Consider the following 24,416-nt stretch of genomic DNA (forward strand, 5'->3'; position numbering starts at 1 on the left):
TCCTTCGCGGGACGGGGCCCCGCTCAGGCGAACGGAGTGAGCGTCACCCCCGCGTCGATCAGGGCGGCGCGCACCAGTTCGGCGCAGCGCACCGCGCCGGGCGTGTCGCCGTGCAGGCAGATCGACTCGACCGGGCACGGGACGACGCTGCCGTCGACCGCGACCACGGTCCGCTCGACGGCCATCCGCACGGCCCGGGCGGCCACCTCCTCCGGGTCGGTGACCAGCGCCCCGGGTGCGGTGCGCGGCACCAGCGAGCCGTTGGGCAGGTAGCCCCGGTCGGCGAAGCCCTCGGCGACCACCCGCAGCCCGGCGCCGGCGGTGAGCTGGGCGAGGACCGAGCCGGGCGGGCAGAGCAGCGGAAGCTGGTCGTCGTAGTCGCCGACCGCCGCGACCAGCGCCGCCGCCTGGGCCTCGTCGCAGGCGGCGGCGTGGTAGAGCGCGCCGTGCGGCTTCAGGTAGCGGACCCGGGTGCGGGACAGCCGGCAGAACGCGTCGAGGGCCCCGAGCTGGTAGGTGACCTCGTCGCGCAGCTCCGCGAAGGCGTACGCGACGTGCCGCCGGCCGAAGCCGGCGAGGTCCCGGTAGCCGACCTGGGCGCCGACGGCCACCCCGCGCGCGGCGGCGCCCTCACAGACCCGGCGCATGGTGGACGCGTCGCCGGCGTGGAAGCCGCAGGCCACGTTGGCGGAGGTGATCAGGTCCAGCAGCGCGGCGTCGTCGCCGAGTTGCCAGATGCCGAATCCCTCGCCGAGGTCAGCGTTGAGGTCCATGGAACCTGACCGTAGTCCCTGGCCGGGCCTGCGCGAGCGGGGTCACGTCGTCCACCACCCCGACGACGGGGTACCCGCCGGTGGTCGGATGGTCGGCGAGGAAGACCAGCGGTTGACCGTCCGCCGGCACCTGCACCGCGCCGAGCACGATGCCCTCGCTGGGCAGTTCCCCGGCCACCGCGCGGGGCAGCGCCGCGCCGGTGAGTCGCGCGCCGACCCGGTTGCCCACCGGGCTCACCGTGTACGCACTGCCGAACAGCCGCTCCAGCGCGGTGGCGGTGAACCAGTCGTCGCGTGGGCCGAGGCGCAGGGCCAGCCGCAGCTCGGTCGGGACGGGTGCGGCGACGGTGACGTCCACGCCGGCGGGCGGTCCGGTCGGCGTACCCAGGGGCAGCCGGTCGCCGTCGCGCAGCGGGGGCGGGCCGAGCCCGGAGAGGGTGTCGGTGGCGCGGCTGCCGAGCACCGGCTCGACGGCGATGCCGCCGCCGACGGCCAGCCAGTTGCGCAGGCCCTCGTGGGGCGGGCCGATCCGCAGCACGGCACCCGCCGGCACCGCCAACGGCCGGCCCACGTCGCCGGGGCGGTCGTCGATCCGTACGGCGGCGTCGGCACCGGTCACGGCGACCGCCGTCGCGCGAAGGAACCGCAGGTCGCAGCCGGTCATCGTGATCTCCAGGCCGGCGGCGGACTCCGGGTTGCCGACGAGCCGGTTGGCCAGCCGCAGCGCGACCGGGTCGAGCGCGCCCGACCGGGGTACGCCCAGGTGTGCCCAGCCGGCCCGGCCCAGGTCCTGCACGGTGGTCAGCGCCCCGGCACGCAGTACCTCGACGGCGCGGGTCACGCGGCTACCAGGCGTACCCGGGTGCCCGGGGCGAGCCGGGCCGGCGGATCGGCGTGCACGTCGAAGAGTTCGATCCCGGTGCGCCCGACCAGCAGCCAGCCGCCGGGCGAGGCCGCCGGATAGATCCCGGCGTACGGGCCGGCCAGGGCGACCGCGCCGGCCGGCACCCGGGGGCGCGGGGTGGGCAGTCGGGGCACCGCGAGTTCGGCGGGGAGCCCGGTCAGATAGGCGAAGCCGGGGGCGAAGCCGCAGAAGGCCACCCGGAAGGGGGTGCGCCGCAGCCGGTCGACCACCCCCGGCACGTCCACGCCCCAGTGGTCGGCGACTCGGGGCAGGTCCTCCCCGTCGTACGTCACCGGGACGTAGACCGGCCCGTCGCCGGTTGCGGCGGTCGTCGGGCCGGGTGCCTCGGGCGGGCCCGGGCGGGGCTGCCAGGCGGCGATCCGCGCGGCCGTCGTGGCCGGATCGGGTACGCCGTCGAGCAGGACGGTGGTGGCCGCCGGCACGATCTCGACGGCGCTCAGCTCGCCGCGTTCGCGCCGCCGCCACAGCTCGGCCCGCCACGCCTCCACCTGGTCGGCGCCGGCACAGTCGATCAGCAGGGCGTGCGCCCCGACGGGTCGGATCCGCATCCCGCCATACTCCCCGACGGGCGCGAGGCGCCAGGGTCGGTCGACCGCCGTCCCACGTGACCGAACGCTCTACTTGAAAGTAACCTACGGTGTCGTAACCTAGTTGCGTGACCACCTCCGCACCGCTTCGACTGAAGCCGGTCGACATCGGTAAGCCCCGGATGCGCGGCTGGCTGCACACGTACGCCTTCTTCGTCGCCCTCGTCTGCGGCATCGTGCTCAGCGCGGTCGCCGCCACCCGGCCCGGCTGGGCCCCGCTGGTCAGCTGCCTCATCTACAGCGTGACGGTGTGTGGGCTCTTCGGCACGAGCGCGCTCTACCACCGGCGGGTGTGGTCCGAGCGCGGCTACCAGATCATGCGCCGGATGGACCATTCGATGATCTTCGTGTTCATCGCCGGCACCTACACGCCCTTCTGCGTACTGCTGCTGGAACCCCGGCCGGCCGCGATCATGCTGGCGCTGGTCTGGGGCGGCGCGCTCGCCGGCGTGGCGCTCAAGCTGGTCTGGCCGCACGCCCCGCGCTGGGTCTCCGCGCCGCTCTACCTGGCGCTCGGCTGGGTCTCGGTCGCGATGCTGCCCGACATCCTGCACCAGGGTGGCGTCACCGCCCTGGTGCTGCTCATCGTGGGTGGCGCCATCTACAGCGTGGGCGCGGTCTTCTACGCGCTCCGTCGACCCAACCCGTGGCCCACCGTCTTCGGCCACCACGAGTTCTTCCACGCCTGCACGCTCCTGGCGGCGCTCAGTCACCACATCGCCATCTACTTCGCTCTCTTCGCCTGACGGCACGCACCGGGGGCCCCGCCCTGCGGCGGAGCCCCCGGAGAAGATGTCGCGGATCTCAGACGGTGCGGCGCGGTCGACGCACCTCGCGGTACTCCTCCACCACGCGGTCGTCCTGCACCGGCACGACCTGCTCGGCGACGACCCGCTCACCGCGCACCGGGGCGACCACCGCCCGACGGCGCGAGTTCCAGAAGTGGAGGGTGAGCAGCAGGCCGGCCACACCGGCGAGCATCAGCACCCAGCCGACCACGGCCAGGTTGAGCCAGCCGAGATCCGCCTCCACGGCGAACGCGAAGATCGCCCCCAACGCGATCAGGAAGATACTGCCACCAAAGCCCATCTCGTCGCCTCCTCGGCTGTCCCCTGGCGTTTCCTTCCGCCGCGGCCATCGATGAGGTTGCGGCATCCATCGACTTACCCAGGCGCTCTGATCGCCAATCGGGCAAGCTGAGGGCATGACGGACGCTTCCGCCCAGGGGCGCACGCTGGTGCTGCTCCGGCATGCCAAGGCCGAGCCACCCGGAGAGGGGCCGGACGCGCGGCGTCCCCTGGCCGCGCGGGGGCATGCCGACGCGGCCGCCGCCGGCGTGTGGCTGGCCAAGCACGACCTGCTGCCGGACGTGGTCGTCTGCTCGACCGCCCGGCGCACCCGGGAGACCTGGCACGGCGTGGCGATGGGGATGACCGGATCCCCGCCGGAGGGCGGTTCGGCCGGTCCCGCCCCCGTCGTGCGCTACACGGCAGAGGCGTACGAGGCACACCCGGAGGACCTGCTCACGCTGCTCCGGGCCGTGGACCCGACCGCCCGCACGGTGCTGCTGATCGCACACAACCCGGGCATCTCGCTGCTCTCGGTACTGCTCGACCCCGAGCGGGCGGACCAGGACGGCATGCGCACCAGCGACGTGGTGGTGCACCGGCCCGACGTCGACTGGCCGGAACTCGCCCCGAACCGGGCGCCGATCACCGACCGGCACACCGCACGCGGCTGAGCCACCCGCCGACACGTGACGGGTGGCTCAGCTCGCCGCTCTCGGGCCCGGCCGGCTCGCGGGCCGTAGACGGTGGATCAGGACCGACGGCGCAGTCGGCCGTGGGTCAGGACGGCGGTGCCGTCGGCGGCGGCGGGTCGGGCGGCGGTGGCATCATCGCGGTCGGATGCGAAAGCCGGTTCTCCTCGACGATGAGGGTCCGCGCCCGCTTGCGGCGGTCCTGCCAGAACCAGAGCGTGGTGAGCAGGACGCCCAGCCCGGCCAGGATGAACACCCAGCCGACCGCGCGCAGGTCGACCCACCAGACGTTGGCTCTGATGGCGAAGGTCAGGATCGCGCCGATGGCGATCAGGAAGATTCCGCTACCAATGCCCATGTGCGCTGCACTCCCCCGTGCGGTGGCTCTGGGCGTTCTCTGACGTGACCTCGCGACGGTTACCCGCCACACCGCCCGGCTACCCGGATGAGGTCTGCGAATAGCACCCGCCGGGGCCCGCCGCTGCGGTACCGCAGTCGCCGTCCTCGCCTCGGCCGCCCCGCCATCGCTTCAACTACGCAGGGTGACCAGATCCGGAGGAGCCGCCACAACTACCGACAGTCACACCTTTCTGACGCAACGAATCGGACTATCAACCTTAAATACCGCATTAGTGGCCGCTGATAGCCCGATCGGTGCCCCACTGCCCCCACCCTCACGGCCGCTTTGCTCTGCAGCCACGGGCGCACCAGTAACTCCGGGTGCCCGGTGCGTCCGTGGCTGCAGAGCAAAGCGTCGAAAGGGGTGGGGTCTAGGGGATCGCTTGACGTGACGTTCCGTTAGCGGTCTGCCGCTTACATCAACGAGTTGGTGGGGGTCGACGTCCGGCACCGCCTCGGCTCGGCAGGCCGGCATACCGCCAAGCCCGCCAAGCCCGGCTGCCCGGCAGCCGGGCAGCCGGGCAGGCGGCGAGCGTGCACCGGCGCCGCGGCTGAGCTGCGTCCGGTTCAGGGACGGACGACGACGGCTGGCGGGCTGTCGCCCACCGGCCGTCGTGCCGATCATCGTCGAGTCACCGCCGGGTCACCCCGGCTGGCTCCGTCGCCGCGCCGAGGCGCGCTACGGCGTACCTCAGAAGGCCTCTTCCGGGAGGTCCATGATGTCCAGGTCGGTGCCCTCGACGATCCGCCGGTCGGCACCGATGCGGGGCAGCACCTCGCGGGCGAAGAACCGGGCGGCGGCTACCTTGCCGGTGTAGAACGCCTTGTCGGCGGCCGAAACCTCGCCGGCCAGCGCCTTCAGGGCCACGTCGGCCTGCTTCTGGAGCAGCCAGCCGACGACCAGGTCGCCGATCGCCAGCAGGAAGCGGCGGCTGCTCAGGCCGACCTTGTAGAGCGCCCGGGTGTCGCCGCCCTGCGCCTCGCCCAGCCAGCCGGTCATCACGCCGAGCATGTTCTGGATCTCGGCGAGCGCCTTGCCCAGCGCCTGCCGCTCCTCCTTGAGCTGGCCGTTGCCGGCCTCGGTGGCGATGAACTCCTGGATCTCACCGGCGACCGCCATCAGGGCCTTGCCGTTGTCCCGGACGATCTTCCGGAAGATGAGGTCGAGGCTCTGGATCGCCGTGGTGCCCTCGTAGAGGGTGTCGATCTTGGCGTCCCGGACGTACTGCTCCAGGGGGTAGTCCTGGAGGAAGCCGGAGCCGCCGAAGGTCTGCAACGACTCGTGGCCGAGCAGCTCGTACGCGCGCTCCGAACCGACGCCCTTGACCAGCGGGAGGAGCAGGTCGTTGACCCGCTTGGCGAGCTTGGTCGCCTTCTCGTCGCCCGCCGCCTCGGCGATGGCGACCTTGTCCTGCCAGGTGGCGGTGTAGCAGACCAGGGCGCGCAGGCCCTCGGCGTACGACTTCTGCAGCATCAGCGAGCGGCGCACGTCCGGGTGGTGGGTGATCGTGACGCGCGGCGCGGTCTTGTCCGCCATCTGGGTCAGGTCGGCGCCCTGCACCCGGCTCTTGGCGTACTCGAGGGCGTTCAGGTAGCCGGTCGAGAGGGTGGCGATGGCCTTGGTGCCGACCATCATCCGGGCGCTCTCGATGATCATGAACATCTGCCGGATGCCCTCGTGCTTCTCGCCCAGCAGCCAGCCCTTGGCCGGTACGCCGTGCTCACCGAAGGTCAGCTCGCAGGTGTTGGAGACCTTCAGGCCCATCTTGTGCTCGACGTTGGTGGCGAAGACGCCGTTGCGCTCGCCCAGCTCGCCGGTGTTCTCGTCGAAGTGGTACTTCGGCACCACGAAGAGGGACAGGCCCTTGGTGCCCGGGCCGCCGACACCCTCGACGCCGACCGGACGGGCCAGCACGTAGTGGATGATGTTGTCGCTCAGGTCGTGCTCGGCCGACGTGATGAAGCGCTTCACGCCCTCGATGTGCCAGGAGCCGTCGGGCTGCTGGATGGCGCGGGCCCGACCGGCGCCCACGTCCGAGCCGGCGTCCGGCTCGGTGAGCACCATCGTGGAGCCCCACTGCTTGTCGACGAAGAGCTTCGCCCACTTCTTCTGCTGCTCGGTGCCCTCGACCTGCAACACGTGCGCGAAGGACGGGCCGGAGGCGTACATCCACACGGCGGCGTTGGAGCCGACGATCAGCTCGGCGAGGGACCACACCAGCGCCCGGGGCGCGTTGCTGCCGTCCAGCTCGGTCGGGAGCTCCAGCCGCCAGAACTCGGAGTTCATGTACGCGCGGTAGGACTTCTTGAACGACTCCGGCAACGGCGCGGTGTGCGTGGCCGGGTCGAAGACCGGCGGGTTGCGGTCGCTGTCCGTGTAGCTGGCGGCCAGATCCTCACGGGCGAGGCGGTCGACCTCGGCGAGGATGTCGCGCGCGGTGTCGACGTCCAGGTCCGTGTACGGCTCCTGGCTGAACGCCTGGTCCGCCCCGAAGACCTCGAAGAGGTTGAACTCGAGGTCCCGAAGGTTGCTCTTGTAGTGGGTCATGCTCGCTGGCCCCGCTTCCGGACAGGTGTTACCGATCAGTAACCCTGACTGTATTACCGATGGGTAGGCAGCGACAAGCCGATCTCGGAAGTGACGGCGATTACACACTTCCCGTTCAGGTTGCGAACGGGCCCGCGTACCCACATCCGGCGGGCCGGCACGACGCAGCCGAGCGGGGTACGAACGGCGCCCACCGCGCCGGTCGGCTCAGCTCTCGGCCGCGCCGACCTCCCAGCTCGGCACGGCCACCGTCGCGGCGCCGCGCGAGCCCGTGTACTCCATCAGGACCAGGGCGATGTCGTCGTCGAGCCGGCCGTGCACCCACTCCACCAGGGCGGTCTCCAGCGAGGCGAGCCCGTCGCCGACGGTGCCGTGGCCGAGCAGCCGCCAGGCCCGGTCGGCGGTCGGGAAGAACTCCCCGTCCCGGCGCGCCTCGCCGAGCCCGTCGGTGAAGAGCAGCAGCCGGTCGCCGGGCTCCAGCCGCTCGACCCGGGGGCGCACCACCGGCATGAAGCCCAGCGGCGGGGCGGGGGCCGGCGGTTCGAGCGGGATCACGGCACCCCGGCGCAGCAGCAGCGGCGGCGGGTGGCCGCAGTTGACGATGGTGAGCGTGCCGCCCCGCTCCTCGACCAGCGCGGCGGTGACGAAGTCCTCGTCGCCCACGCTGCGGGCCACCGCCCGGTCCAGGTCGGTCACGACGGCCCGCAGGTCCGCGCGCTCGTACGCCACGTGCCGGTACGAGCCGAGCACGATGCTGGCGAGCCGTACCGCGTCGAGGCCCTTGCCCCGCACGTCGCCGATGATCATCCGCACCCCGTACGGCGTGTCGACCGCCTCGTACAGGTCGCCGCCGATCTCGGCCGTGGCGGTGGACGAGATGTAGCGGGCAGCGACCGAGAGCGAGCCGACCTGTGGTCCGAGCGGGCGCAGCACGGCCTGCTGGGCGACCGAGGCGAGTCGGGACAGCTCGGCGATCCGCTCGGCCTGCCGCTGTCGTACGGCTGCCGTGGCGACCGCGATCGCGGTGCCCAGCGCGATGCCCGCGACGGCGACCGTGGTGGGCAGCGCCACGGTCTCCTCCCAGAGGGCGAAGCCGGCCCCCAGGGCCGTGGCGGCCAGGCCCACGCCGAGCGTGATCCGCCACGACGCCAGCGCCGCGGTCAGGAACGGCGCGGCCACCATGAGCGCGATGTAGTTGGCCGGACGGCCGTCGGCCAGCTCCACGGCCGAGACGATCGCGAGCAGGACGAAGGCCGCGCCGAGGCCGGCGCGGGATCCGGGGCTCAGTGGGCCGGGGCCCGACTGGAAGGGTCGCGTGCGTACGAGGGACAGCATGCCTGATTGACGTGAGCGGGTGAATGAACCTGGCCCGTCGTCCGAGAATCTTCTGGCCGGCCGGATCGTGCCCGCGGGCCGATCGCCACCCGGCGCGTGCTCAGCCGAGCACCTCGTAGCGGACCTCGACGTGGCCGGCGTCGAGCGAGGCGATGTCGGCGAAGGCGGCCCGGGACAGGTCCAGGCAGCGCCCCTCGATGAACGGGCCACGGTCGTTGATGCGTACGGTCACGGACTTGCCGTTGGCCGGGTTGGTCACCCGGACCCTCGTGTCGAACGGCAGCGTCTTGTGGGCGGCGGTCAGCGCGGACGGGTCGAAGTTCTCACCGTTGGCGGTGAGCTGCCCCTCGGAGTAGAAGGACGCGCCGCACGAGCCGCTGTCGACGACCGGGCGGGCCGTGCTGCTCCTCTTCGTCGCGGTGGGCTTCGGCGCGGCGGCACGCGGCTTGCTCCGGGACGGTGCCTGGGTGGACCGGCTGGCCTTGGGCCTCGCGGTCGCGCTCGGCGACGCGCTGGCGCTCGGCGAGCCGCTCGCGCTCGGCGCGACCGCCGGCGAGCTGGGAGCGCCGGTGGGCAGGCCGGTGGGCGCGGGGTCGACGGCGGCGGGCCGGGCGCTCGGCGCGCCCGAGGTCAGCTGCACGGCGCCGACGGTGCCACCGACGGCGAGGGCAACCCCGACCGCCGCGGTGGCCGCGATGCCGGCCGGCGAGGAGAACATGCGGGTACGGGAGTGCCTGCCAGTCACCGGTGCGGTCCTTTCGCCTTCCGAGCAAATCGGGTCGGACCGTAACGAGAGAAGCACTTCCGAAGTCAACGTGATCATGATGGTATGGCCGGAATTGCAGCGATACGTGTAGCCGATCATCCGACCCGTGGTGGCCCGGGCGGCCCGGGTACAGCTGCGGCTCGGCGCCCTGGAGCCGGATGGGGCGGGCCACCCGGGTCGCTCCCGTGCCGGAGGATGGGTGCATGCCATCCGAGCTGAGCGGACGCCTCGCCGCGCTGGTCAGGTGGATCGACCCCGGCCCCGGCGCCAGCCACCTGGTCAGCGACGTGTCCGGTTGGTGGCGGGACGCGGAGATCCTCGCCCGGCTGGGACCGGCCCTCGTGGCGCCGTTCCGGGCCGCCCGGCCCACGGTGGTCGTCTCGCCGGCGGTCACCGGCTACCTGCTCGGCCCACTCGCCGCGACGGCACTCGGGGTCGGCTTCGTACCGGCGCACAAGCCGGGCGACGGCCGGCTGCCCGCCGGGGCGCTCACCTGGGCACAGAGCCCGCCGGACTTCCGGGGCCGGCGGGTCGACCTGGCCGTACGCGACCACGGGCTCGGCCGGGGCGACCGGGTGCTGGTGGTGGACGACTGGGTGGCCACCGGGGCGCAGGTCCGCGCGCTCTACGAGATCTGCGCCGCGCGCGGGGCGGAGCCCGTCGGCACCGCCACCGTCGTGCTCGACTGCCCCCCGACGGTCGCCACCGAGCTGCGCGTCCGGGGACTGGTGGACGGCGCGGACCTCACGGCGTGACCTGAACCTCGGTTCGACTCCGAGGATCGCCCCATGGGTGAGATCCTGCCGCCGTGGCGACCCTGCGGCCGGCGCGCGTGGCCGCCGCCGGACATGCCGGTCAGCTGATTCGAACGAAGTCCTCGACGGCCGTGCAGACCCGGCCGAGCGCCTCCGCCGAGCGGGCCAGCGGGCCCGGCACCATCAGCGCGTGGTCGGCCTGCTCGATCTCCACGACGTGCGGGGTGAGCCGGCGGGCGAGCGAGCCGTCCCAGGACGGGTCCGCCGTGCCGCCCACCAGCAGGAACGGCGCGGTGGCGCGGCGCAGGCCGTCGACCACGGCGGGCACGTGCAGCAGCGGGGTCAGCCAGACGGCCGGCAGCCGGCGGTCGGCCGCCAGCGGCGTGGCCATCGAGCCGAGCGACTTGCCGACCAGCAGGTCCGTGGGCTCGGCGAGGGTCGGGGCGACCTGGTCGATCACCCATTCGACGGCCTGCCCCGGCCCCTCCCGGTCGGGTGCCAACCGCTCCGGCACCTCCCACGTGACGGCGTGCAGGGCGTAGCCGGCGCGGCGCAGCGCCTCGCCGGCGTAGACGAAGAGCGGGAACCGGGTGTCGTAGCCCCGACCGGGGATGAGCACCACGCGCCTGTCCGCCATGCCGCCTCCCGATCGTCGCCCCACCCACCGTAACGTCCGCCGCACCCACGGTGGGGGCGGAAATGCCACGGCGGGTGGCCGGCGGCGCCGGTACCGTCGGCAGGATGTGGCCTCGGATCGGTGGACTGCGCACCCTCGCCCTCGGCACCCCCGGTGAGCTGCGGGCGCGGCTCAACACCCTGGTCCTCGCCGGGGTGAAGACGGCGACCGCCGGGCTGACCACCGAGTACGCCGAGGAGGGCGAGGAACTGGAACACGTCGGCGAGCGGTTGGCCTTCGTCGACGACGAGGACGCGCTGGTCGGTGTCGTGGAGGTCACCGGCGTCGAGGTGGTCCGCTTCGCGGACGTGCCGTGGGACTTCGCCCGCTCCGAAGGGGAGGGTGACCGTTCCATCGAGGAGTGGCGGTCGGGCCACGCCGCCTACTGGGCGCGCGTGGGCACCCCCGTGACCGACGACAGCGAGGTCGTCTGCATCCGGTTCCGGCTGGTCTCGGGCGGCGACGGCGGCATCGCCACGGGGGACCTCGGCACCTGAGCGCGCCCGGCCACGGCCGACCACGACCGGGCAGTGCGCGTGGGCGGCCGCGATCCGCCGCACCGACCGGGACACCCCGCCCCGCGGCTGCCCGACGCGCCCGTCGGCGTGCTCAGGCGCGACGCAGCTCGGGCAGCAGGCGGGTCGCCACGTCCACCAGGACGGCCTCGTCGCCCGCGTACCAGCTGCTGTCGCGGGGCCAGTGCGTGACCACGTCGGTGAAGCCGAGGGCGGCGGCCCGGCCGACCTGGTCGGCGAAGAACTCGGCGCTGCTCAGGGAGAAGACCGGCGCGGAGTCGAGCGAGAGGTAGCGGTCCAGGGTGCCCGGGTCGCGGCCGGCCGTGGCGAGCGTCGCGTCCATCCGGGCGGCGGCCTCGGCCACCTCGGCCCACCAGCTCTCCAGGTCCTCCACGGCCGGGCCGGTGGTGACCCAGCCCTGGCCGAAGCGTGCCACCAGCCGCATCGACCGGGGCCCGTTGGCGGCCACCACGAACGGCACCCTTGGCGTCTGCACGCAGCCCGGGTTGCTCCGGGCGTCCACGGCGGAGAACCACTCCCCGCGCCAGGTCGTGCCGTCCTCGCGCAGGATCAGGTCGAGCAGCTCGGTGAACTCGGCGAACCGGTCCACCCGCTGGCGTGGCGGCAGCGTCTCCCCACCCAGCACGGCCGAGTCGAAGCCGATGCCGCCCGCGCCGAGGCCGAGCAGCAGCCGCCCGTCGGAGACGTCGTCGAGCGCGGTGACCTGCCGCGCGAACGCCGCCGGATGCCGGAAGTTCGGCGAGGCGACCAGCGTGCCGAGCCGGATCCGGGAGGTCACCGTCGCGGCGGCGGTCAGCGTGGTCACGGAGTCGAACCAGGGCCCGTCGACCAGGTCCCGCCAGCCCAGGTGGTCGTACGTCCAGGCGTGGTCGAAGCCCCACTCGTCCGCCTGCCGCCAACGGCGCCGGGAGTCGGACCAGCGCTGGTCGGGAAGGATCACGATGCCAATCCGCATGGCCGCCAGCCTAGAGCCGCCGCCGCCCGGCCGCCCGACCGCGCGGACCTTGACCATATATCGATGATCTGACTATCGTGTCGCCCGTGACCGCGATGCGTGAGCCGACCTTCCTGATCCTCACCGCGCTGGCCGGCGGTCCACGGCACGGCTACGGCATCATCCGGGAGGTCACCGCCCTGTCCGCCCAGCGCGTCACCCTGCTGCCGGGCACCCTCTACACGGCGCTGGACCGGTTGCACGCGCAGGGGCTCGTCGCACCCGACCGCGAGGAGACCGTCGACGGCCGGCTCCGCCGCTACTACCGCCTCACCCCGGACGGGATCCGCGCGCTGGACGCCGAGACCGTCCGGCTGCGTCAGCTCACCACCGCCGCCGAGACCCGGCTGCGCGCGCTGCGCCCCGGCACCGCCTGACCGCCCGCACCAGCGGAGCCCGTACGCCGCACCGTACGACCGCACCGCCTGCCACCTCCCGCACCGGCCCGCCGGTGCGTACCGATCGGAAGGACAGCCATGCCGACGACCGGCGACCCGCTCGCCCGCCGCTACCGGCGGCTGCTGTTCTGCCACCCCCGCGCCTACCGGCGGGCCCGGGCCGACGAGATCGTCGGGGTCCTGCTCGACGCGGCGCTGGCGGGCCGCACCCGCCCCACGCCGCGCGAGGCCGCCAACCTGATCCGGCACGGCCTGCGCTGCCGGCTGGGCCGACCGGCCAGCCGCACGGTCGGCGTCTGGGCCACCCTCGCCGCCGTCATCTGCGGCCTGTTCACCGCCGCCCTCGCCACCCGCGCCGCCTGGGAGACCTCCGCCCCGCAGCCCGACCGGGCCGAGACCGCCGCCGTCTTCGCCGCCGTGCTGCCCGGTCACGAACTCGGCGACGTCGACCTGGCGCCGGCGCTCTTCACCTTCTACGGCCAGCCGCTGACCGTGCGGGCGCTCGACAACCTGCTGCTGGGCGACGGCGGCGAATACCAGCGGAGCGAGGTCCTGGCCGGCACCGCCGGCACGCCCCGGATGTCCGCCGACGAGACGCTCGCGCTGGCACAGCGGCGCCTGCGCGAGACCGGCTGGCAGACGTACGCCCCGACGGTGCACAGCTATCCGGGCTGTGTCGACAAGACGTGCGCCCCCGCCGTCACGATCACCGACACCACCCTGCTCGCCCGGCGCGGCGACACGGTCCTCCAACTCCATGTCGCCACCCCGCCCTCGCCCGACGGCAGCCACCTGTCGCTGGCCCTGAGCCGGACGGCCCCAACGGTCGTGCTGCCGGCCGGTGTCGCCGGCGGACTGATCGGGGCGGCCCTCGGCTGGCTGGTCTTCGGTTGGGCCAGCCGGCGCACCGAGGCGGCACACCCCGCCCGGGGAGCGGTCGGCGTCCTGCTCGCGATCACCCTGTTCCTCTGGTGGACGCCCGTCCTGCTGACCGTCCCCAGCCTGCTGCGACACCACCGCGCCGAGCCGCACCCGACCTGGCACCCGCTGTGGGAGTGGCTGGGTCAGCCGGCTGCCTCCCTGCCGTTCGTGGTGGGTGCGGCGAGCGCGCTGCTGACGCTGGCGCTGGCTGCCGCACCCCGACGCAGCCCGCTGCCCACGACCGCCGTCGGCTGACGCCGCCGGACTGATCCGAGATCAGTCCCACCAGAACGACCAGGAGTGCGCGCCGAGGAGCTGATCGGCGTAGGCGGCCAGCGTTTCGGCGCCCTGCCAGACGTTGTCCGGGCAGAAGGCGAAGTGCTCGGCCGCGACCGCCAGGGCGTGCCCGGTGGTGGTCGGTGGCGCGGCCACGCTGACGTACAGGGTCGCGAATCCGACGCCGACCACGCGTACGCCGAACCGGTCCTCCCAACTCCGCAGCACCGCCGAGATCTCCCCGGCGTCGCCCGTGTGGTTGGTCGGGCCGGACCAGCCCGCCACGGCGAGGGTGTCCGCGCCGCGGACAGCCGGCACGAGCCCCAGACGCGTCCGCCCGTCCACGAGGAACTCCGCGCACTCGTCGGCGAGCTGGTCGGGCGGCTCCGCCTGGTCGCCGGGCGTGGCGAGGCCGGGCCAGTCCTGGCCGAACGGGGCCGTGACAGCCGACCCACCGTCCTCGTCGGTCGTCGCACAGCCGGCCCACCACCGGGCCAGCAGCTCCGCCACGTCGTGCTGCTCCGGCGACGACATGTCGGCCGGAGACACCTCGCCGGCGACCCACGGGCGCCTCTCGTCGCTCGACAACCCGGTCAGCAGCAGCGGCCAGAGCCCGGACTCCGGATGCCGCGACCGCAACCGCGCCCACAGTTCGAGATCAGGTGGAGCGTCGCTCAGCCAGTACGGCGCAGGCCCGCCGTCCTCCGGCTCGACCAAGCGGCCGGACGGCAACGTCGTGGGCGGTAGCGAACTCAGCAACTGGGAGAGGTCCGGAATCACGGCGAGAGCGTAGGCGACCCGTACGACCTAACCGGCCGGCGTCAGGATCAGCCATCCGAAGCCGACGACGTCGCGGTAGCCGTCGAGGTATTCGGCACGCCGTTCGTCGGCGAACGCACGCGCCTCCGGGGTGCCGAGGCGTTCGACGCCCGCACGCCAGTCTGACTCGAAGTCGTCCCACTCGGCGATCGTGGACACGGCGATGTGCAGCGGCCGGAATCCCGCGTCCACCGCGAGCTGGGCCAGGGTCGCCAGGTCGGGCAGGTCGCCGAAGGTCTCACGGACCTGCGCGCCGGGCCTGGTCTGGTAGAAGCCGTCGGCGAACAGCAGTTTCCCGCCGGGGTTGGTGAGCCGGTGCAGGGCGGTGAGGGCCCTCGCCGTGTCGCCCCAGATGTGGCCGGCGCCGACGTTGACGACGAGGTCGGCGGGCCGGTCCCAGGTGGCCGCGTCCGCGCTGTGGAACCTGACCCGCTCGGCGGCTCCCCGTTCCGTCGCGCGTCGCCGGGCCCGTTCACCGTCGTCGGCGTGGCGTTCCACGCCGTCGCCGGCGATGCCGTGAGCCTCGCACAGCCGCAGGAGCAGCTCGCCGTTGCCGCAGCCCAGGTCCAGGGCTCGCCAGCCCGCCCCGGTGGGGGCCAGTCGCCGGACCAGGTCCGTCACCCGATCCTCGCCGAGCGGCGCGTTGTAGGTCAGGTTGGCCGCGGCGGCGGCCAGGTACGTACTGCGATCCTGGCTCTTCACCGGGCCACGGTACGACAGTGTGCCCGTGCCCGAGGGACGTCACGGCGGCGGCCGGGACTCCCCCAGTTGTATGGAGGGCCCGGAACCGAAGTGGGATGCTGTTGGTTAATTCGGGTTCTGCTGCTTCGCCCCGTCGGATCTATCCGGCGGGGCGAAGTTGTGCGAAGTGGCTGATGCGGGCGGCGGCTCGGGGTGTTTCGGTGAGGTGGGCGTCTATCCGGGCGAGGTTCATCGCGGCGCCGGTGAGTTGGTGTTGCAGGGCAGTTTTGTCCAGGCCGCGGTAGCGGGATCTGCGCAGGCCGCAGCGTTGGACGCCTTGGGAGATGGTCCCCTCGACGCCGGCGCGGATCTTGTAGCGGTGTTTCCAGTCGTCGGTCTGCTGTTGTCGTCTGGCGTTGCGGACGGTGTCGTGTTCGGCCCGGTGGCGCAGAGTGAGCTCCCGGCGTTCGGCTTTGGGTGAGCTGACGCAGTCGCGCAGGCTGGGGCAGACGCGGCAGTCGGCGGGGTTGAACCGGACCCGGATCACCGGCAGGCCGTGCTGGGAGCGCCGATGATGCCATTGCGTGCTGGTGACGCCGGTGGGGCAGGTCAACATGCTGCCGGTCCCAGTCGATAGTGAAGGCATCCTGCCCATGGCGGCTGCCGCGTTGCGTCGTGGTGTCGGCACCGATACGCCCCTGCAGGTCGACGTCGTGTTGGGTGCGGGCAGCCACAACTTGAGCGGCGTTGGGGTATCCGGCATCGACCCAGTGCTCCGCGGGCAGGCAGTCACGCCCGGCGAGACCGGCGTGGATCACCTCTGCCATCACGCTGTCCGCGACGGTGGCGCAGGTGGTGGCCACGTTCGTGACCAGGTTCGGGGCGTGCGGCTCACAGGTCTTGGTGAGGTGGACCTTGTATCCGTCCCAGCAGGTGTCCCGCTTGACGCTGCCGCGTGCCTCGGCGTCATGCGGGGTGACCAGGCGTATCGCGCCCGGCGGCCGGTCTTTTGGGTCCCGCCGTCGCACCTCGCCCTCGACCAGGTGGAAGTGCTGGACCCACACCTGCCGCAGGATCTCCACCGCCTCCAGCTCCCGCGCCTGCTCAGGCGAACCGGCCGAGAACACCGCCTCCAGCCAGCCCGGGGCATCCCGAGCGAGCGCGTTCAACGCCGCACGCAGTGTCTCGACGACCATCCAACCAACACAGCTCACGAGCCGCCGAGACCACGTGCGTGGAGTCGGTCCTGGCCCGACCCGTCGTCTTCAGCAGCCCTTTCTCCCGGGCTGCGGCCAACACGCCGTCCAACACCCGCCGCCCCGCGTCCGCCTGCACCAGCCGGTCCCTGAACTCCGACAACACCGAGAGGTCGAAGCCCGGATCATCCAGCTCCAGCCCCAAGGCGTACTTGAAGTCGATCCTGGCCCGCACCGCCTCCGCGGCCTGCCGATCGGTGAGCCCCTCAACGAACTGCAACACCAACACCACCACCAACCGGCCCGGTGACCAGGCAGGCTTCCCCCGGACCGGGAACAAGTCCGCGAAATCAGCGTCGGTGAACAACACCCCCAACTCGTCGCGCACCCGAATCGCCAGGCTGCCCTTCGGGAACGCGGCCCGCGCCACCCGCACCGTCTCCGCCGGAATCTCCCCCAACACCCGCAACCGCAACGACACCCGCAACCCACCCCAATACGAAAACGTCGGCCTTCAAGACCACAACCAGGTCTTGAAGGCCGACGTCACGCAGAACCCGAATTAACCAACAGCATCCCGAAGTGGTGCCGGGCCCTCGCGCGCTGGTGGTGCTCAGCCGGCCGTGATGGTGAACGAGGTGGTGTCGTCCGCCGGGTCCACGTCGGTCAGGCTCACCACGTAGTCCGAAGTGGGCGTGTATGAGCCCGTGCCCAGTTCACCCGTCGGGGTGCCGGCCGGCGCGGTGAGGATGACGTCGAAGGTGCGCGCCTCACCGGGCACGAACCGGCCGCCCGGCACGGTGAACCAGTCCCAGGAACTCGGCATGTCCTGCGGCTCGATGTGGTCCACCACGACGCCGGCCGGCAGGTCGGCGATGACGTTGAGCCCGAACGAGGGCGCGTCGTTGCCGTACCGGACGGTCAGCGGCATGCGGCCCTGGAGGCTCCCGTCCGGGAGCCGGTCGAGCCTGACCTGGTTCGCGCTCAGCGAGACGTCGGTCTGGGTCGCCTGCACGTACGGCCGAGGCTTGGTGATCTTGCCCTTCGTGGAACGGAACAGGGTCGTGAACGGGGCGCTCTGGACCGGCTCCTGATCGCCGTTCGGCACCACGCCGATCCAGCTGCCGTCGACGACCATCGGGTAGTCCCGAGGGGTCGTCCCGACGTGGAACCGGACGCTGTGCGCCCGGCTGGCACCGGACGCCAGCTCGCCGCTCCCGCTGCCGCAGTTCACCAGGGTGCGGACGCCGACCACGCCCTGCCAGACGCAGGCGTCCTCGGGGAAGACGTGGCCCTCCGCGGCGCCGGCCGGTTCGAGGAAGCTCAGGCTGTAGTAGCTGGCGGTCGGGCCGTTGTTCGTGACCGTGGCATTGAGCGTGCCGACGTAGCCCTGGTCGGTCGGCTCCAGGATCAGCCGCTGCGCCGCGATGGACAGCGTGCCGGTGCCGGACGTGTGCGGCGCGGCGACGGCCGGGGCCGCGCTGGCGACGGCGGCGGCCGCAACGACCGCCAGGCCGAGCGCGGCGGCCGAGACGCGACGCCCTGTGGACAGAGTGATGGACATGCTGGACGCACCTTCCCCCGTGGTTCATCACGCGCCGTAGCGGACGCGTGCTGCCCGAGCAACATAACCAGGCTCGTTCCGTCCACGCTGTCCCCCGGGACGAAACGGACCAGCCGCCTCGATCTGCCCTGCCGGCGCCGGCTCTGCCGCCGGTCCACTCGCGACGAGCGCAGCGGCACGTAGCTGGAAGGGACGCACGGGCCAGCGGCCATCGTCTTGCTCCCCACTGGCATGCTCGTCGCATGCACCCCCACCAGCCCCGCTACGAGCCGATCATGGCTCCGCCCGCACGCCCGGGCCGATGGCGGGTGTGGCTGGCGGTGGTCGCCGGGGCACTCCTGCTGTCCTACGCCCTGTTCACCATCGGTCAGGTGCGCTACCTCGACGCGAACGGCGTCACCACTCAGGCAGAGGTCGTGGACAGGCAGCTCGGTGGCCGCTCGGACTTCGTGCGCGTGCGCGTCAGTTCCGGGGAGGAGATGAACCTCTGGGCGTGGGAGGGATCTCCCGAGGTCGGCGAGACGATGACGGTGGTTCACCTTCGGGGGTCGGACTGGGCCAAGGACGCCCGCGCGTTCGCGCCGGAAGGAAGCGTCTGGCCGGACCTGTGGCTGGGCGCCCTGTTCCTCGGCGGAGCGCTGTGGCAGCAACGCCGCACCCGGCGCGCGTCCGCACCGGGCGGGTACTGACGCGGAGAGTGATTCCGGCAGGTCGGACCGGCACCACTCGGGCAGGCTCTCCGGGCGCCACCGGCCGTCGCGCTTGATCGACTGCCGATGCTGGTTGGCCGGTACCGGGGCAGACCGGGTTCGAGACCTGGCCAGGACGGCATCTTGGTCTGCCAACCCGGGACCGGGGCGGCAGGCCAAGGGTATTCGACCGACGGACGACGGTCAGGAGCTCTTGGGGAGTTCCTGAGGCCACCGCTGGCGGTCGACGCTGTCCCGCCAGTCGGCCACCGGGCCCGATCGCCCAGCACGGGCCGCTTCCCGGTCAACGACCGGGAAGTCTGCCCCGCCAACCAGTTGGTGCGTCCCACGCCCCTGCTCCGTCTTCGCCGCCAGCACATAGGTCGTGCCGGGCCGCAGCAAGGGCTCGCCCTCGACCCGCCAGGTGTCCTTGCCGAGGGTCCCACCCAACTGGACCACCCGTAGCGTCTTGACCGGCTCGCCCTTGAGGGTCATGTCCACTGTCACGTCGAAGACGGTGTAGGGCGCACCGTCGCGCTCCTGCACCTCGGCGACACGGTCCACCGTCGCAACGACGACGTAGTCGGCGAACCCGGCCACCTTCGTCTCATCCTTCACATCGAACGCATAGGACGAGTGCACCGAGTGCATCTCACCCGCGCGCAGCGAGTCGTAGGCCAACCACCCGCCAGAGGCCACCGCGATAGCGACGGTGCCTGCGACCAGCGGTCGAACAAGGCGGCGATCCATGCTCAGCACCCCCATCGTTGTGGTACGAGTCGATGTCCCACGACTACAGGTCGTTGCTCACGTTCGGGTTGTAGCCGTCCACGTGATGCGTGTTCAGTTTGCTGGCTCGATGGTTGTCAACGAACCTGACGATCAGCGAACGCCACCGCATGGGGTAGCGATCACCAGGAACTGCCCGCAGTCCGGTTCGGGCACCACCGCCGACTCGACGGGCCCTAGCATCGTCGGCATGGCAACGCGGCTCGTGCAGATCAACATGAAGGCTCGGGACGACTCCGCCCTGGGCGGCTTCTGGGCCGAGGTGCTCGGGTGGGGAGTCTCCAGCGAGGGCCCCGGCGTGACCAACCTCGAACCCGAGGGCTTCGTCTACCCCGACCCCGTCGCCGTCTGCATCGACCTCATCGTCTCCCCGGAACCGAAGACGGTGAAGAACCGCGTGCACGTCGACCTCGCCACCACCTCTGCGGTCCATCAGGCGGAGATGGTCGCGCGCCTGAAGGAACTCGGCGCGACACCCGCCGACGTAGGCCAAGGCGACGTCCCCTGGACGGTCATGGCCGACCCGGAGGGCAACGAGTTCTGCGTCCTGGACCCCCGTCCGCTCTACCGCGACACCGGGCCGATCGCCGCGGTGGTGGTCGACTGCGCGGATCCGCGTGCCATGGCCCGCTTCTGGGGCGAGGCCACGGACTGGACCCTGCACGAGGTGACCGACCACCACGCGGTGCTGCGCTCCGCCAAGGGTGTCGGCCCATACCTGCGGTTCCTCCGCACACCCGACGCGAAGACCGTGTGGAACCGCGTCCATCTCGACATCCGCCCGTACCCGGGTGACGACCTGGCGGCCGAGGCGGCCAGACTGCGATCCCTGGGTGCCACCGTCATCGACCTCAGCCAGGACGATGTCCCGTGGACCGTCCTCGCCGACCCGGAGGGCAACGAGTTCTGCCTCCTCACTCCCAGCTGACCCGGACCCTCGTCGACCGCGTTCAATGGGGCGCGGCGACAGGTGGAGCTAGGCGATCGGCTGCTCCGTCCACGGAACGGACCGCAGCGCGATCGGCCGATGGGCGCTGGCTCGGTCGACAACCTCGACCGGTGTCAATTCCGGTGCAACCGTGAAGATCAGATCCGAGATGTCCGGGTAGCCCAGGTCGCGTTCGAGCCGGTCCAGCCAGTCGCTCAGCTCGGCGTCGTCCGCGTAGTCGAGCCGCATGATCCGCTCGACGAGCTGAATCGCCTCGTTCCGCGTCAGCTTCGCGGGCAAGGCGCCTCCTCCGACCGGGGCTGATGGCACGCCATCGGCGCGCCGCATGATCCTTGACCGTGGAACCGCGAAGGCCCCGACCGGATCCAAATCCTGGTCGGGGCCTTCGCGCTGGAGCGGGTGACGGGAATCGAACCCGCACTGTCAGCTTGGGAATCAGTTTGGGAGGTGCCTTGACTCGCGAACATGCTCCAACGGCCGTGCTGGTGATCAGGTCGGGCTCCCCGCCACTCGCTGTCGGGGTCGGGCTGGGAGGTGCCGTTGGTGCCCCTTGTTGACCGGTCCTGCGGGCACACAGCGGGCACGGCGAGCAGTCAGTCCGATCTTGCTACGGTGCGGCTATGCGATTCGATAGCCGTCCCTGGACGGGCATATTGGCGGTTGGACTCGGGTTGCCGGTGGGTTGGCTTTCGGCTGGCGCTGGCGGCTCGGTTCAACGCGCCCCCGCCGCCGTCCTCGTGATGGCGCTCGGACTTGGCGGCGCTGGCCTACTCATCGGCCTGGTATCGGGCTACGGGAATCACGGACGTTGGTTTGTTTCGGCGCTGGTGCTGCTGGCCGGCTTTTACGCCGGCACGTGGCTGAACTCGCCCCACCACAGCCCCGCCGGGGATGCGCTCGTCCTAGCCATCTCCGCCATCCCGGCTTGCGTTGGTGCCGGTCTCGGGTCCGCAGTCGGTCAGCACCTCGCGACCCGGCGACCTCAGACCCCTTCGGTGTGAAGGAACCATCGCTGACTAACGAGCTGCGCGCCCGACAGAGGTGACCTGCTCGAACGGTCCGCCAGAGTCCGCAGGCGTCCGTCTTCGCTCACCTCGGTCGTCACCCGGTTAGTCACTCAGTCCACGGGCGGGCTTCCTTGGCCGCGTGCGTTCTAATGGCCTCGTGCCGAAACCCTCGACCCCCTCACTTCTCTACTACCTGCGGTTCCCCTTGTGGCTCTTCATGTTGCCCGTGCTGCTGTTCGCCGGCCTTCCTGCCCTGATGTTGGCCGGTCACGGCGAGTTTGGCGCAGCTGCGCTGGCCTTGATCAGCAACGTCTACGCGATCATCCTCGGCCGCCTGCTCCTCGCTAGAACGCTTCTCGGGAAGGGAAGGGTGAAGCCCGAGGACTTAGCCTGAACGCTTCCAAACTCGTCCCCCGTCTGCGCTCGTCAAGCGGGCCTTGACGCACGTACGGACGCTGCCGGAGTCGATGTCGGCTCTCGTGTCACGGACCGCGCCCCCGGCGGACACCGCCACAGTGGCGCAGTTGACCTAACCTCGCCCGGCGCGGACCCGGCTCCCGGGGTCGGAGGTGGCCACCGGCGGCCACCTCTCCCCCTCCCAGGTGAGCGGTTGATCTGACCTGAGTGGCTGTGGAGCCGGCTCCTGGACGACCGGCATGCCGCCGCGCGGACACCGCCCCCATGCTTGGGGCTTGCCGCGCGGACCCGGCGCGCGCCCTCCTTGCGCCGCGCTGCTCGGGCGCGGCGCGGCCGGCTGCCGGCGACGGACCTTCACCACTCTCTGAGCCACCCCCGTCTGCGGCGGCCCCTCCGGGCTTTCCGCTCTCCGCGCCAGCCGCCGGGCGTGTTGCGTGGCCGGAGTCGGAGCGCCAGCGGAGCGACGGACGCGCGCCCAGGCGGCGGCGCGTGCGGCCCGTTCAGGGCCGCCTTGAAGACGTACAGAAAGTTCTCACCACTGCGCCGGCAGGCGGCCTGTCCTCCGTCGGCTGATGTGCGACACGCGTCCGCCAGGTGATCTGCGACAGTGGTCGGTTTCGGCACTCTGAGCCCGACGTCTCCGCGGGGCGTCGGGACTCGGGGAGGCCGGGATTGGCGCTGGTTGTCTTGTCGGTTGTCGAGCAGCGGTTGGACGCGGTCCGTGCGGTGCTGGCCGGGTCGGATGTGGTGGAGGTGGCCGCCAACTGTGGGGTGCATCGGTCGACGGTGCATCGGTGGGTGGGCCGGTATCTGACTGAGCAGTTGGCGGGGTTGGCTGACCGGTCGCACCGGCCTCACTCGTGCCCTGGTCAGGTGGCGGAGGCGGTTGAGGTCGCGGTGGCGGAGATGCGTCGGGAGCATCCCCGGTGGGGGTCGCGGCGGATCCGGTTGGAGATGCTGCGCAAGCCCGGCCCGTGGGTGGTCGAGGACCTGGCGGTGCCGTCGGAGCGGACGATCGACAGGATTTTGCAGCGGCAGGGGCTGCTGCGGGTCCGGCCCCGGAAACGGCCGAAGGACTCGTATAAGCGGTGGGAACGGCCTGCGCCGATGCAGTTGTGGCAGATGGACATCGTCGGCGGAGTGCAGTTGGTCAACCCGGCCACTGGTGTAGTGCGGGAGGCGAAGCTGGTCACCGCCGTTGACGACCACTCCCGGTACTGCGTGATCGCGAAGGTCGTCGAACGGGCCACCGGCCGGGCGGTGTGTCTGGCGCTGGCGGAGGCCCTGACCCGGTTCGGGGTCCCGGAGGAGATCATCACCGACAACGGCAAGCAGTTCACCGACCGGTTCGGCAAGTATCGTCCCCGCACCGGTGAGGTGCTGTTCGACAAGATTTGCCGCCATAACGGCATCACGCACCGGCTCACCGCGCCGGCTTCACCGAACCAGAACGGCAAGGTGGAACGGTTCCACGGCACCGTCCGCCCGGACTTCCTCGACACCGCCGAGGCGTTCACCAGCCTCCGGGAAGCCCAGGCCGCGGTGGACGCGTATGTGTTGCACTACAACACCGACCGGCCCCACCAGGCCCTCGACCCGAGAACACCGGTCACCCCTGCTGACCGGTTCCAGCCGGTCGGAGCCCAGCAGCGGACGCTGGTCGACCTGTGGCTGCCGCCCACCCTGGACCCCGTCCCCTCCACCGAGGTCCAGCCGGTGGCAGCCGACGCACCACCGGTCCAGGCCCAGGAGACGGCGGTGGAGCCGGGTGGACCCGTGGAGTTCGACCGGGTTGTCCCGGCATCGGGCAATCTGATGGTCTGCCAACGCCAGTTCTGGATGGGCACCCACCGGGCCGGCATGGTGGCCCGGATCTGGGCCGACTGCGACCTGATCCACGTCCTCATCGCCGGCATCCGGATCAAGACCGTCCGGTCTCACCTGAGCGTCAACGACCTGGCCACCCTCGTTCGCCAGGGCGCCGTCCCGGCCGGCCCCGCACCGCTGCCGCCGATCGAGGACGGCGACGCCATCGAGGTCGAACGCTGCGTCAACCGAGGCGGCGGGGTCTCACTGGGCCAACACATCGTCCTGGCCGCAGAGATCCTCGCCGGCCGCCGCGTCGGCATCCGCATCGAGCCGACCACCCTTATGTTCTACGACCTGGACACCCGCGAACTGCTGCGCACCCGCGCCAACCCGCTCCGCCCGGAACAGATGAAGCGCCTGCGTGGCGCCCGACCGGCAGGACCACCACCACGACCCTCCGTCGAACCCGTTCGGGTGCAACGGAGGGCTTCCAACAGCGGGATCATCATGGTCGCCGGCCAGAAAGTAGCCCTCGGCCGGCTGCACCGCCACCAGACAGTCACCGTGACCGTGTCCGAAACGACCCTGGCCATCGAACTCACCGACGGCGACACCAAGGTCATCCGACGCACGACCACGCAGCCAGTCCGTAGCATCAAAGGCCAGCGACCGCGGATCGCTACCTCAGTTTCCTAGACCACCCGTCGCACATCACCTGGCAGAGCTGCGTCGCACATCAGCTGTCGGATCACACGCCGGCAGGCGGCCCGGAAGGGTGTTGCGTTGAACGTCTTACGCACGGGGACAATGGCAACGTGACCGGAGATAACACGGATGATGTAGGCGAT

Annotated in this window: 25 protein-coding genes and 1 pseudogene; 10 read left to right on the plus strand and 16 right to left on the minus strand. The window is 71.8% G+C overall.

All coding sequences use genetic code 11. The features are described 5' to 3' along the window. Window positions 1–23 precede the first annotated feature (23 nt). The 3 genes from GA0070610_RS27315 to GA0070610_RS27325 are packed head-to-tail and all read right to left on the minus strand — an operon-like array spanning window position 24 to window position 2,246. Window positions 24–773 (minus strand): LamB/YcsF family protein, encoded by a 750-nt coding sequence (locus GA0070610_RS27315; protein WP_089002692.1) that lies wholly within the window; start codon window positions 771–773, stop codon window positions 24–26. Further along, window positions 757–1,614 carry a 5-oxoprolinase subunit C family protein gene (locus GA0070610_RS27320; RefSeq protein ID WP_089002693.1) on the minus strand — a complete coding sequence of 286 codons (858 nt, stop codon included), beginning with the start codon at window positions 1,612–1,614 and terminating at the stop codon, window positions 757–759. The genes GA0070610_RS27315 and GA0070610_RS27320 overlap by 17 nt, the downstream gene beginning before the upstream one ends. Further along, window positions 1,611–2,246: a 5-oxoprolinase subunit B family protein gene (locus GA0070610_RS27325; RefSeq protein WP_089002694.1), complete on the minus strand. Its 636-nt coding sequence runs from the start codon at window positions 2,244–2,246 to the stop codon at window positions 1,611–1,613. Before GA0070610_RS27325 ends, GA0070610_RS27320 begins: the two co-directional genes overlap by 4 nt. 107 nt (window positions 2,247–2,353) lie before the next feature. On the opposite strand from GA0070610_RS27325, the gene trhA reads away from it, so the two are divergent. Continuing rightward, window positions 2,354–3,031, plus strand: a complete 678-nt coding sequence (trhA, locus tag GA0070610_RS27330) for a PAQR family membrane homeostasis protein TrhA (RefSeq protein ID WP_089002695.1) — start codon at window positions 2,354–2,356, stop codon at window positions 3,029–3,031. A 58-nt stretch (window positions 3,032–3,089) separates the two neighbouring features. Here the strand turns inward: trhA and GA0070610_RS27335 are convergent, their stop codons facing one another. Continuing rightward, the gene (locus GA0070610_RS27335) at window positions 3,090–3,374 is read right to left on the minus strand and encodes a DUF6458 family protein (protein WP_089002696.1); all 285 of its coding nucleotides are present in this window, start codon (window positions 3,372–3,374) and stop codon (window positions 3,090–3,092) included. A 115-nt stretch (window positions 3,375–3,489) separates the two neighbouring features. Here GA0070610_RS27335 and GA0070610_RS27340 point away from each other — a divergent pair, with 115 nt between their 5' ends. Then, complete coding sequence (locus tag GA0070610_RS27340; protein WP_089002697.1) at window positions 3,490–4,026, plus strand: SixA phosphatase family protein; 537 nt, start codon at window positions 3,490–3,492, stop codon at window positions 4,024–4,026. 106 nt (window positions 4,027–4,132) lie between these two features. Here GA0070610_RS27340 and GA0070610_RS27345 read toward each other — a convergent pair whose 3' ends face one another. The 4 genes from GA0070610_RS27345 to GA0070610_RS27360 all read right to left on the minus strand — a co-directional run bounded on the left by GA0070610_RS27345 (window position 4,133) and on the right by GA0070610_RS27360 (window position 9,071). Continuing rightward, a complete protein-coding gene (locus tag GA0070610_RS27345; RefSeq protein ID WP_013730795.1) occupies window positions 4,133–4,402 on the minus strand; it encodes a DUF6458 family protein in 270 nt (89 codons plus the stop codon). A gap of 732 nt (window positions 4,403–5,134) precedes the next feature. Next, window positions 5,135–6,991 (minus strand): acyl-CoA dehydrogenase, encoded by a 1,857-nt coding sequence (locus GA0070610_RS27350; RefSeq protein ID WP_089002698.1) that lies wholly within the window; start codon window positions 6,989–6,991, stop codon window positions 5,135–5,137. A gap of 207 nt (window positions 6,992–7,198) precedes the next feature. Next, window positions 7,199–8,326 (minus strand): PP2C family protein-serine/threonine phosphatase, encoded by a 1,128-nt coding sequence (locus GA0070610_RS27355; RefSeq protein WP_089002699.1) that lies wholly within the window; start codon window positions 8,324–8,326, stop codon window positions 7,199–7,201. A gap of 100 nt (window positions 8,327–8,426) precedes the next feature. Beyond that, complete coding sequence (locus GA0070610_RS27360; protein WP_172896605.1) at window positions 8,427–9,071, minus strand: septal ring lytic transglycosylase RlpA family protein; 645 nt, start codon at window positions 9,069–9,071, stop codon at window positions 8,427–8,429. Window positions 9,072–9,295: 224 nt separating this feature from the next. Here GA0070610_RS27360 and GA0070610_RS27365 point away from each other — a divergent pair, with 224 nt between their 5' ends. Beyond that, window positions 9,296–9,847 carry a phosphoribosyltransferase family protein gene (locus tag GA0070610_RS27365; RefSeq protein WP_089002701.1) on the plus strand — a complete coding sequence of 184 codons (552 nt, stop codon included), beginning with the start codon at window positions 9,296–9,298 and terminating at the stop codon, window positions 9,845–9,847. A gap of 100 nt (window positions 9,848–9,947) precedes the next feature. Here the strand turns inward: GA0070610_RS27365 and GA0070610_RS27370 are convergent, their stop codons facing one another. Then, window positions 9,948–10,484 (minus strand): alpha/beta fold hydrolase, encoded by a 537-nt coding sequence (locus tag GA0070610_RS27370; protein ID WP_089002702.1) that lies wholly within the window; start codon window positions 10,482–10,484, stop codon window positions 9,948–9,950. A gap of 104 nt (window positions 10,485–10,588) precedes the next feature. Here GA0070610_RS27370 and GA0070610_RS27375 point away from each other — a divergent pair, with 104 nt between their 5' ends. After that, window positions 10,589–11,020: an ASCH domain-containing protein gene (locus GA0070610_RS27375; RefSeq protein ID WP_089003776.1), complete on the plus strand. Its 432-nt coding sequence runs from the start codon at window positions 10,589–10,591 to the stop codon at window positions 11,018–11,020. A 112-nt stretch (window positions 11,021–11,132) separates the two neighbouring features. Here the strand turns inward: GA0070610_RS27375 and GA0070610_RS27380 are convergent, their stop codons facing one another. Further along, window positions 11,133–12,014 (minus strand): LLM class flavin-dependent oxidoreductase, encoded by an 882-nt coding sequence (locus tag GA0070610_RS27380; RefSeq protein WP_089003777.1) that lies wholly within the window; start codon window positions 12,012–12,014, stop codon window positions 11,133–11,135. Between the two features lie 95 nt (window positions 12,015–12,109). Here GA0070610_RS27380 and GA0070610_RS27385 point away from each other — a divergent pair, with 95 nt between their 5' ends. Further along, window positions 12,110–12,430, plus strand: a complete 321-nt coding sequence (locus tag GA0070610_RS27385) for a PadR family transcriptional regulator (RefSeq protein ID WP_089003778.1) — start codon at window positions 12,110–12,112, stop codon at window positions 12,428–12,430. A gap of 99 nt (window positions 12,431–12,529) precedes the next feature. Beyond that, complete coding sequence (locus GA0070610_RS27390) at window positions 12,530–13,627, plus strand: hypothetical protein (RefSeq protein WP_089002703.1); 1,098 nt, start codon at window positions 12,530–12,532, stop codon at window positions 13,625–13,627. Window positions 13,628–13,648: 21 nt separating this feature from the next. On the opposite strand, the gene GA0070610_RS27395 is transcribed toward GA0070610_RS27390, so the two are convergent. The 4 genes and pseudogenes from GA0070610_RS27395 to GA0070610_RS27410 all read right to left on the minus strand — a co-directional run bounded on the left by GA0070610_RS27395 (window position 13,649) and on the right by GA0070610_RS27410 (window position 17,908). Continuing rightward, the gene (locus GA0070610_RS27395; RefSeq protein WP_089002704.1) at window positions 13,649–14,428 is read right to left on the minus strand and encodes a DUF4253 domain-containing protein; all 780 of its coding nucleotides are present in this window, start codon (window positions 14,426–14,428) and stop codon (window positions 13,649–13,651) included. 27 nt (window positions 14,429–14,455) lie between these two features. Next, the gene (locus GA0070610_RS27400; RefSeq protein WP_157747251.1) at window positions 14,456–15,169 is read right to left on the minus strand and encodes a class I SAM-dependent methyltransferase; all 714 of its coding nucleotides are present in this window, start codon (window positions 15,167–15,169) and stop codon (window positions 14,456–14,458) included. 139 nt (window positions 15,170–15,308) lie between these two features. Further along, window positions 15,309–16,825 (minus strand): annotated as a pseudogene (locus GA0070610_RS27405) (IS1182 family transposase). A gap of 132 nt (window positions 16,826–16,957) precedes the next feature. Continuing rightward, window positions 16,958–17,908: a hypothetical protein gene (locus GA0070610_RS27410; RefSeq protein WP_231925830.1), complete on the minus strand. Its 951-nt coding sequence runs from the start codon at window positions 17,906–17,908 to the stop codon at window positions 16,958–16,960. 242 nt (window positions 17,909–18,150) lie between these two features. Here GA0070610_RS27410 and GA0070610_RS27415 point away from each other — a divergent pair, with 242 nt between their 5' ends. Next, complete coding sequence (locus GA0070610_RS27415; protein ID WP_157747252.1) at window positions 18,151–18,597, plus strand: hypothetical protein; 447 nt, start codon at window positions 18,151–18,153, stop codon at window positions 18,595–18,597. A 204-nt stretch (window positions 18,598–18,801) separates the two neighbouring features. On the opposite strand, the gene GA0070610_RS27420 is transcribed toward GA0070610_RS27415, so the two are convergent. Then, complete coding sequence (locus tag GA0070610_RS27420; RefSeq protein ID WP_089002707.1) at window positions 18,802–19,362, minus strand: hypothetical protein; 561 nt, start codon at window positions 19,360–19,362, stop codon at window positions 18,802–18,804. 214 nt (window positions 19,363–19,576) lie between these two features. On the opposite strand from GA0070610_RS27420, the gene GA0070610_RS27425 reads away from it, so the two are divergent. Next, complete coding sequence (locus GA0070610_RS27425; protein WP_089002708.1) at window positions 19,577–20,314, plus strand: VOC family protein; 738 nt, start codon at window positions 19,577–19,579, stop codon at window positions 20,312–20,314. 48 nt (window positions 20,315–20,362) lie between these two features. On the opposite strand, the gene GA0070610_RS27430 is transcribed toward GA0070610_RS27425, so the two are convergent. Then, window positions 20,363–20,614: an e9imm peptide gene (locus GA0070610_RS27430; RefSeq protein ID WP_089002709.1), complete on the minus strand. Its 252-nt coding sequence runs from the start codon at window positions 20,612–20,614 to the stop codon at window positions 20,363–20,365. A gap of 885 nt (window positions 20,615–21,499) precedes the next feature. Between GA0070610_RS27430 and GA0070610_RS27435 the strand changes: the two genes are divergently transcribed. Together GA0070610_RS27435 and GA0070610_RS27440 are read left to right on the plus strand one after the other, a co-directional pair. After that, the gene (locus tag GA0070610_RS27435) at window positions 21,500–21,736 is read left to right on the plus strand and encodes a hypothetical protein (protein ID WP_089002710.1); all 237 of its coding nucleotides are present in this window, start codon (window positions 21,500–21,502) and stop codon (window positions 21,734–21,736) included. Window positions 21,737–22,467: 731 nt separating this feature from the next. Further along, window positions 22,468–24,264: an IS481 family transposase gene (locus GA0070610_RS27440; RefSeq protein ID WP_269458884.1), complete on the plus strand. Its 1,797-nt coding sequence runs from the start codon at window positions 22,468–22,470 to the stop codon at window positions 24,262–24,264. The last annotated feature ends 152 nt before the right edge of the window (window positions 24,265–24,416 follow it).

The sequence above is a fragment of the Micromonospora echinofusca genome, assembly GCF_900091445.1.
In the GTDB taxonomy this organism is placed as follows: Bacteria; Actinomycetota; Actinomycetes; order Mycobacteriales; family Micromonosporaceae; genus Micromonospora; species Micromonospora echinofusca.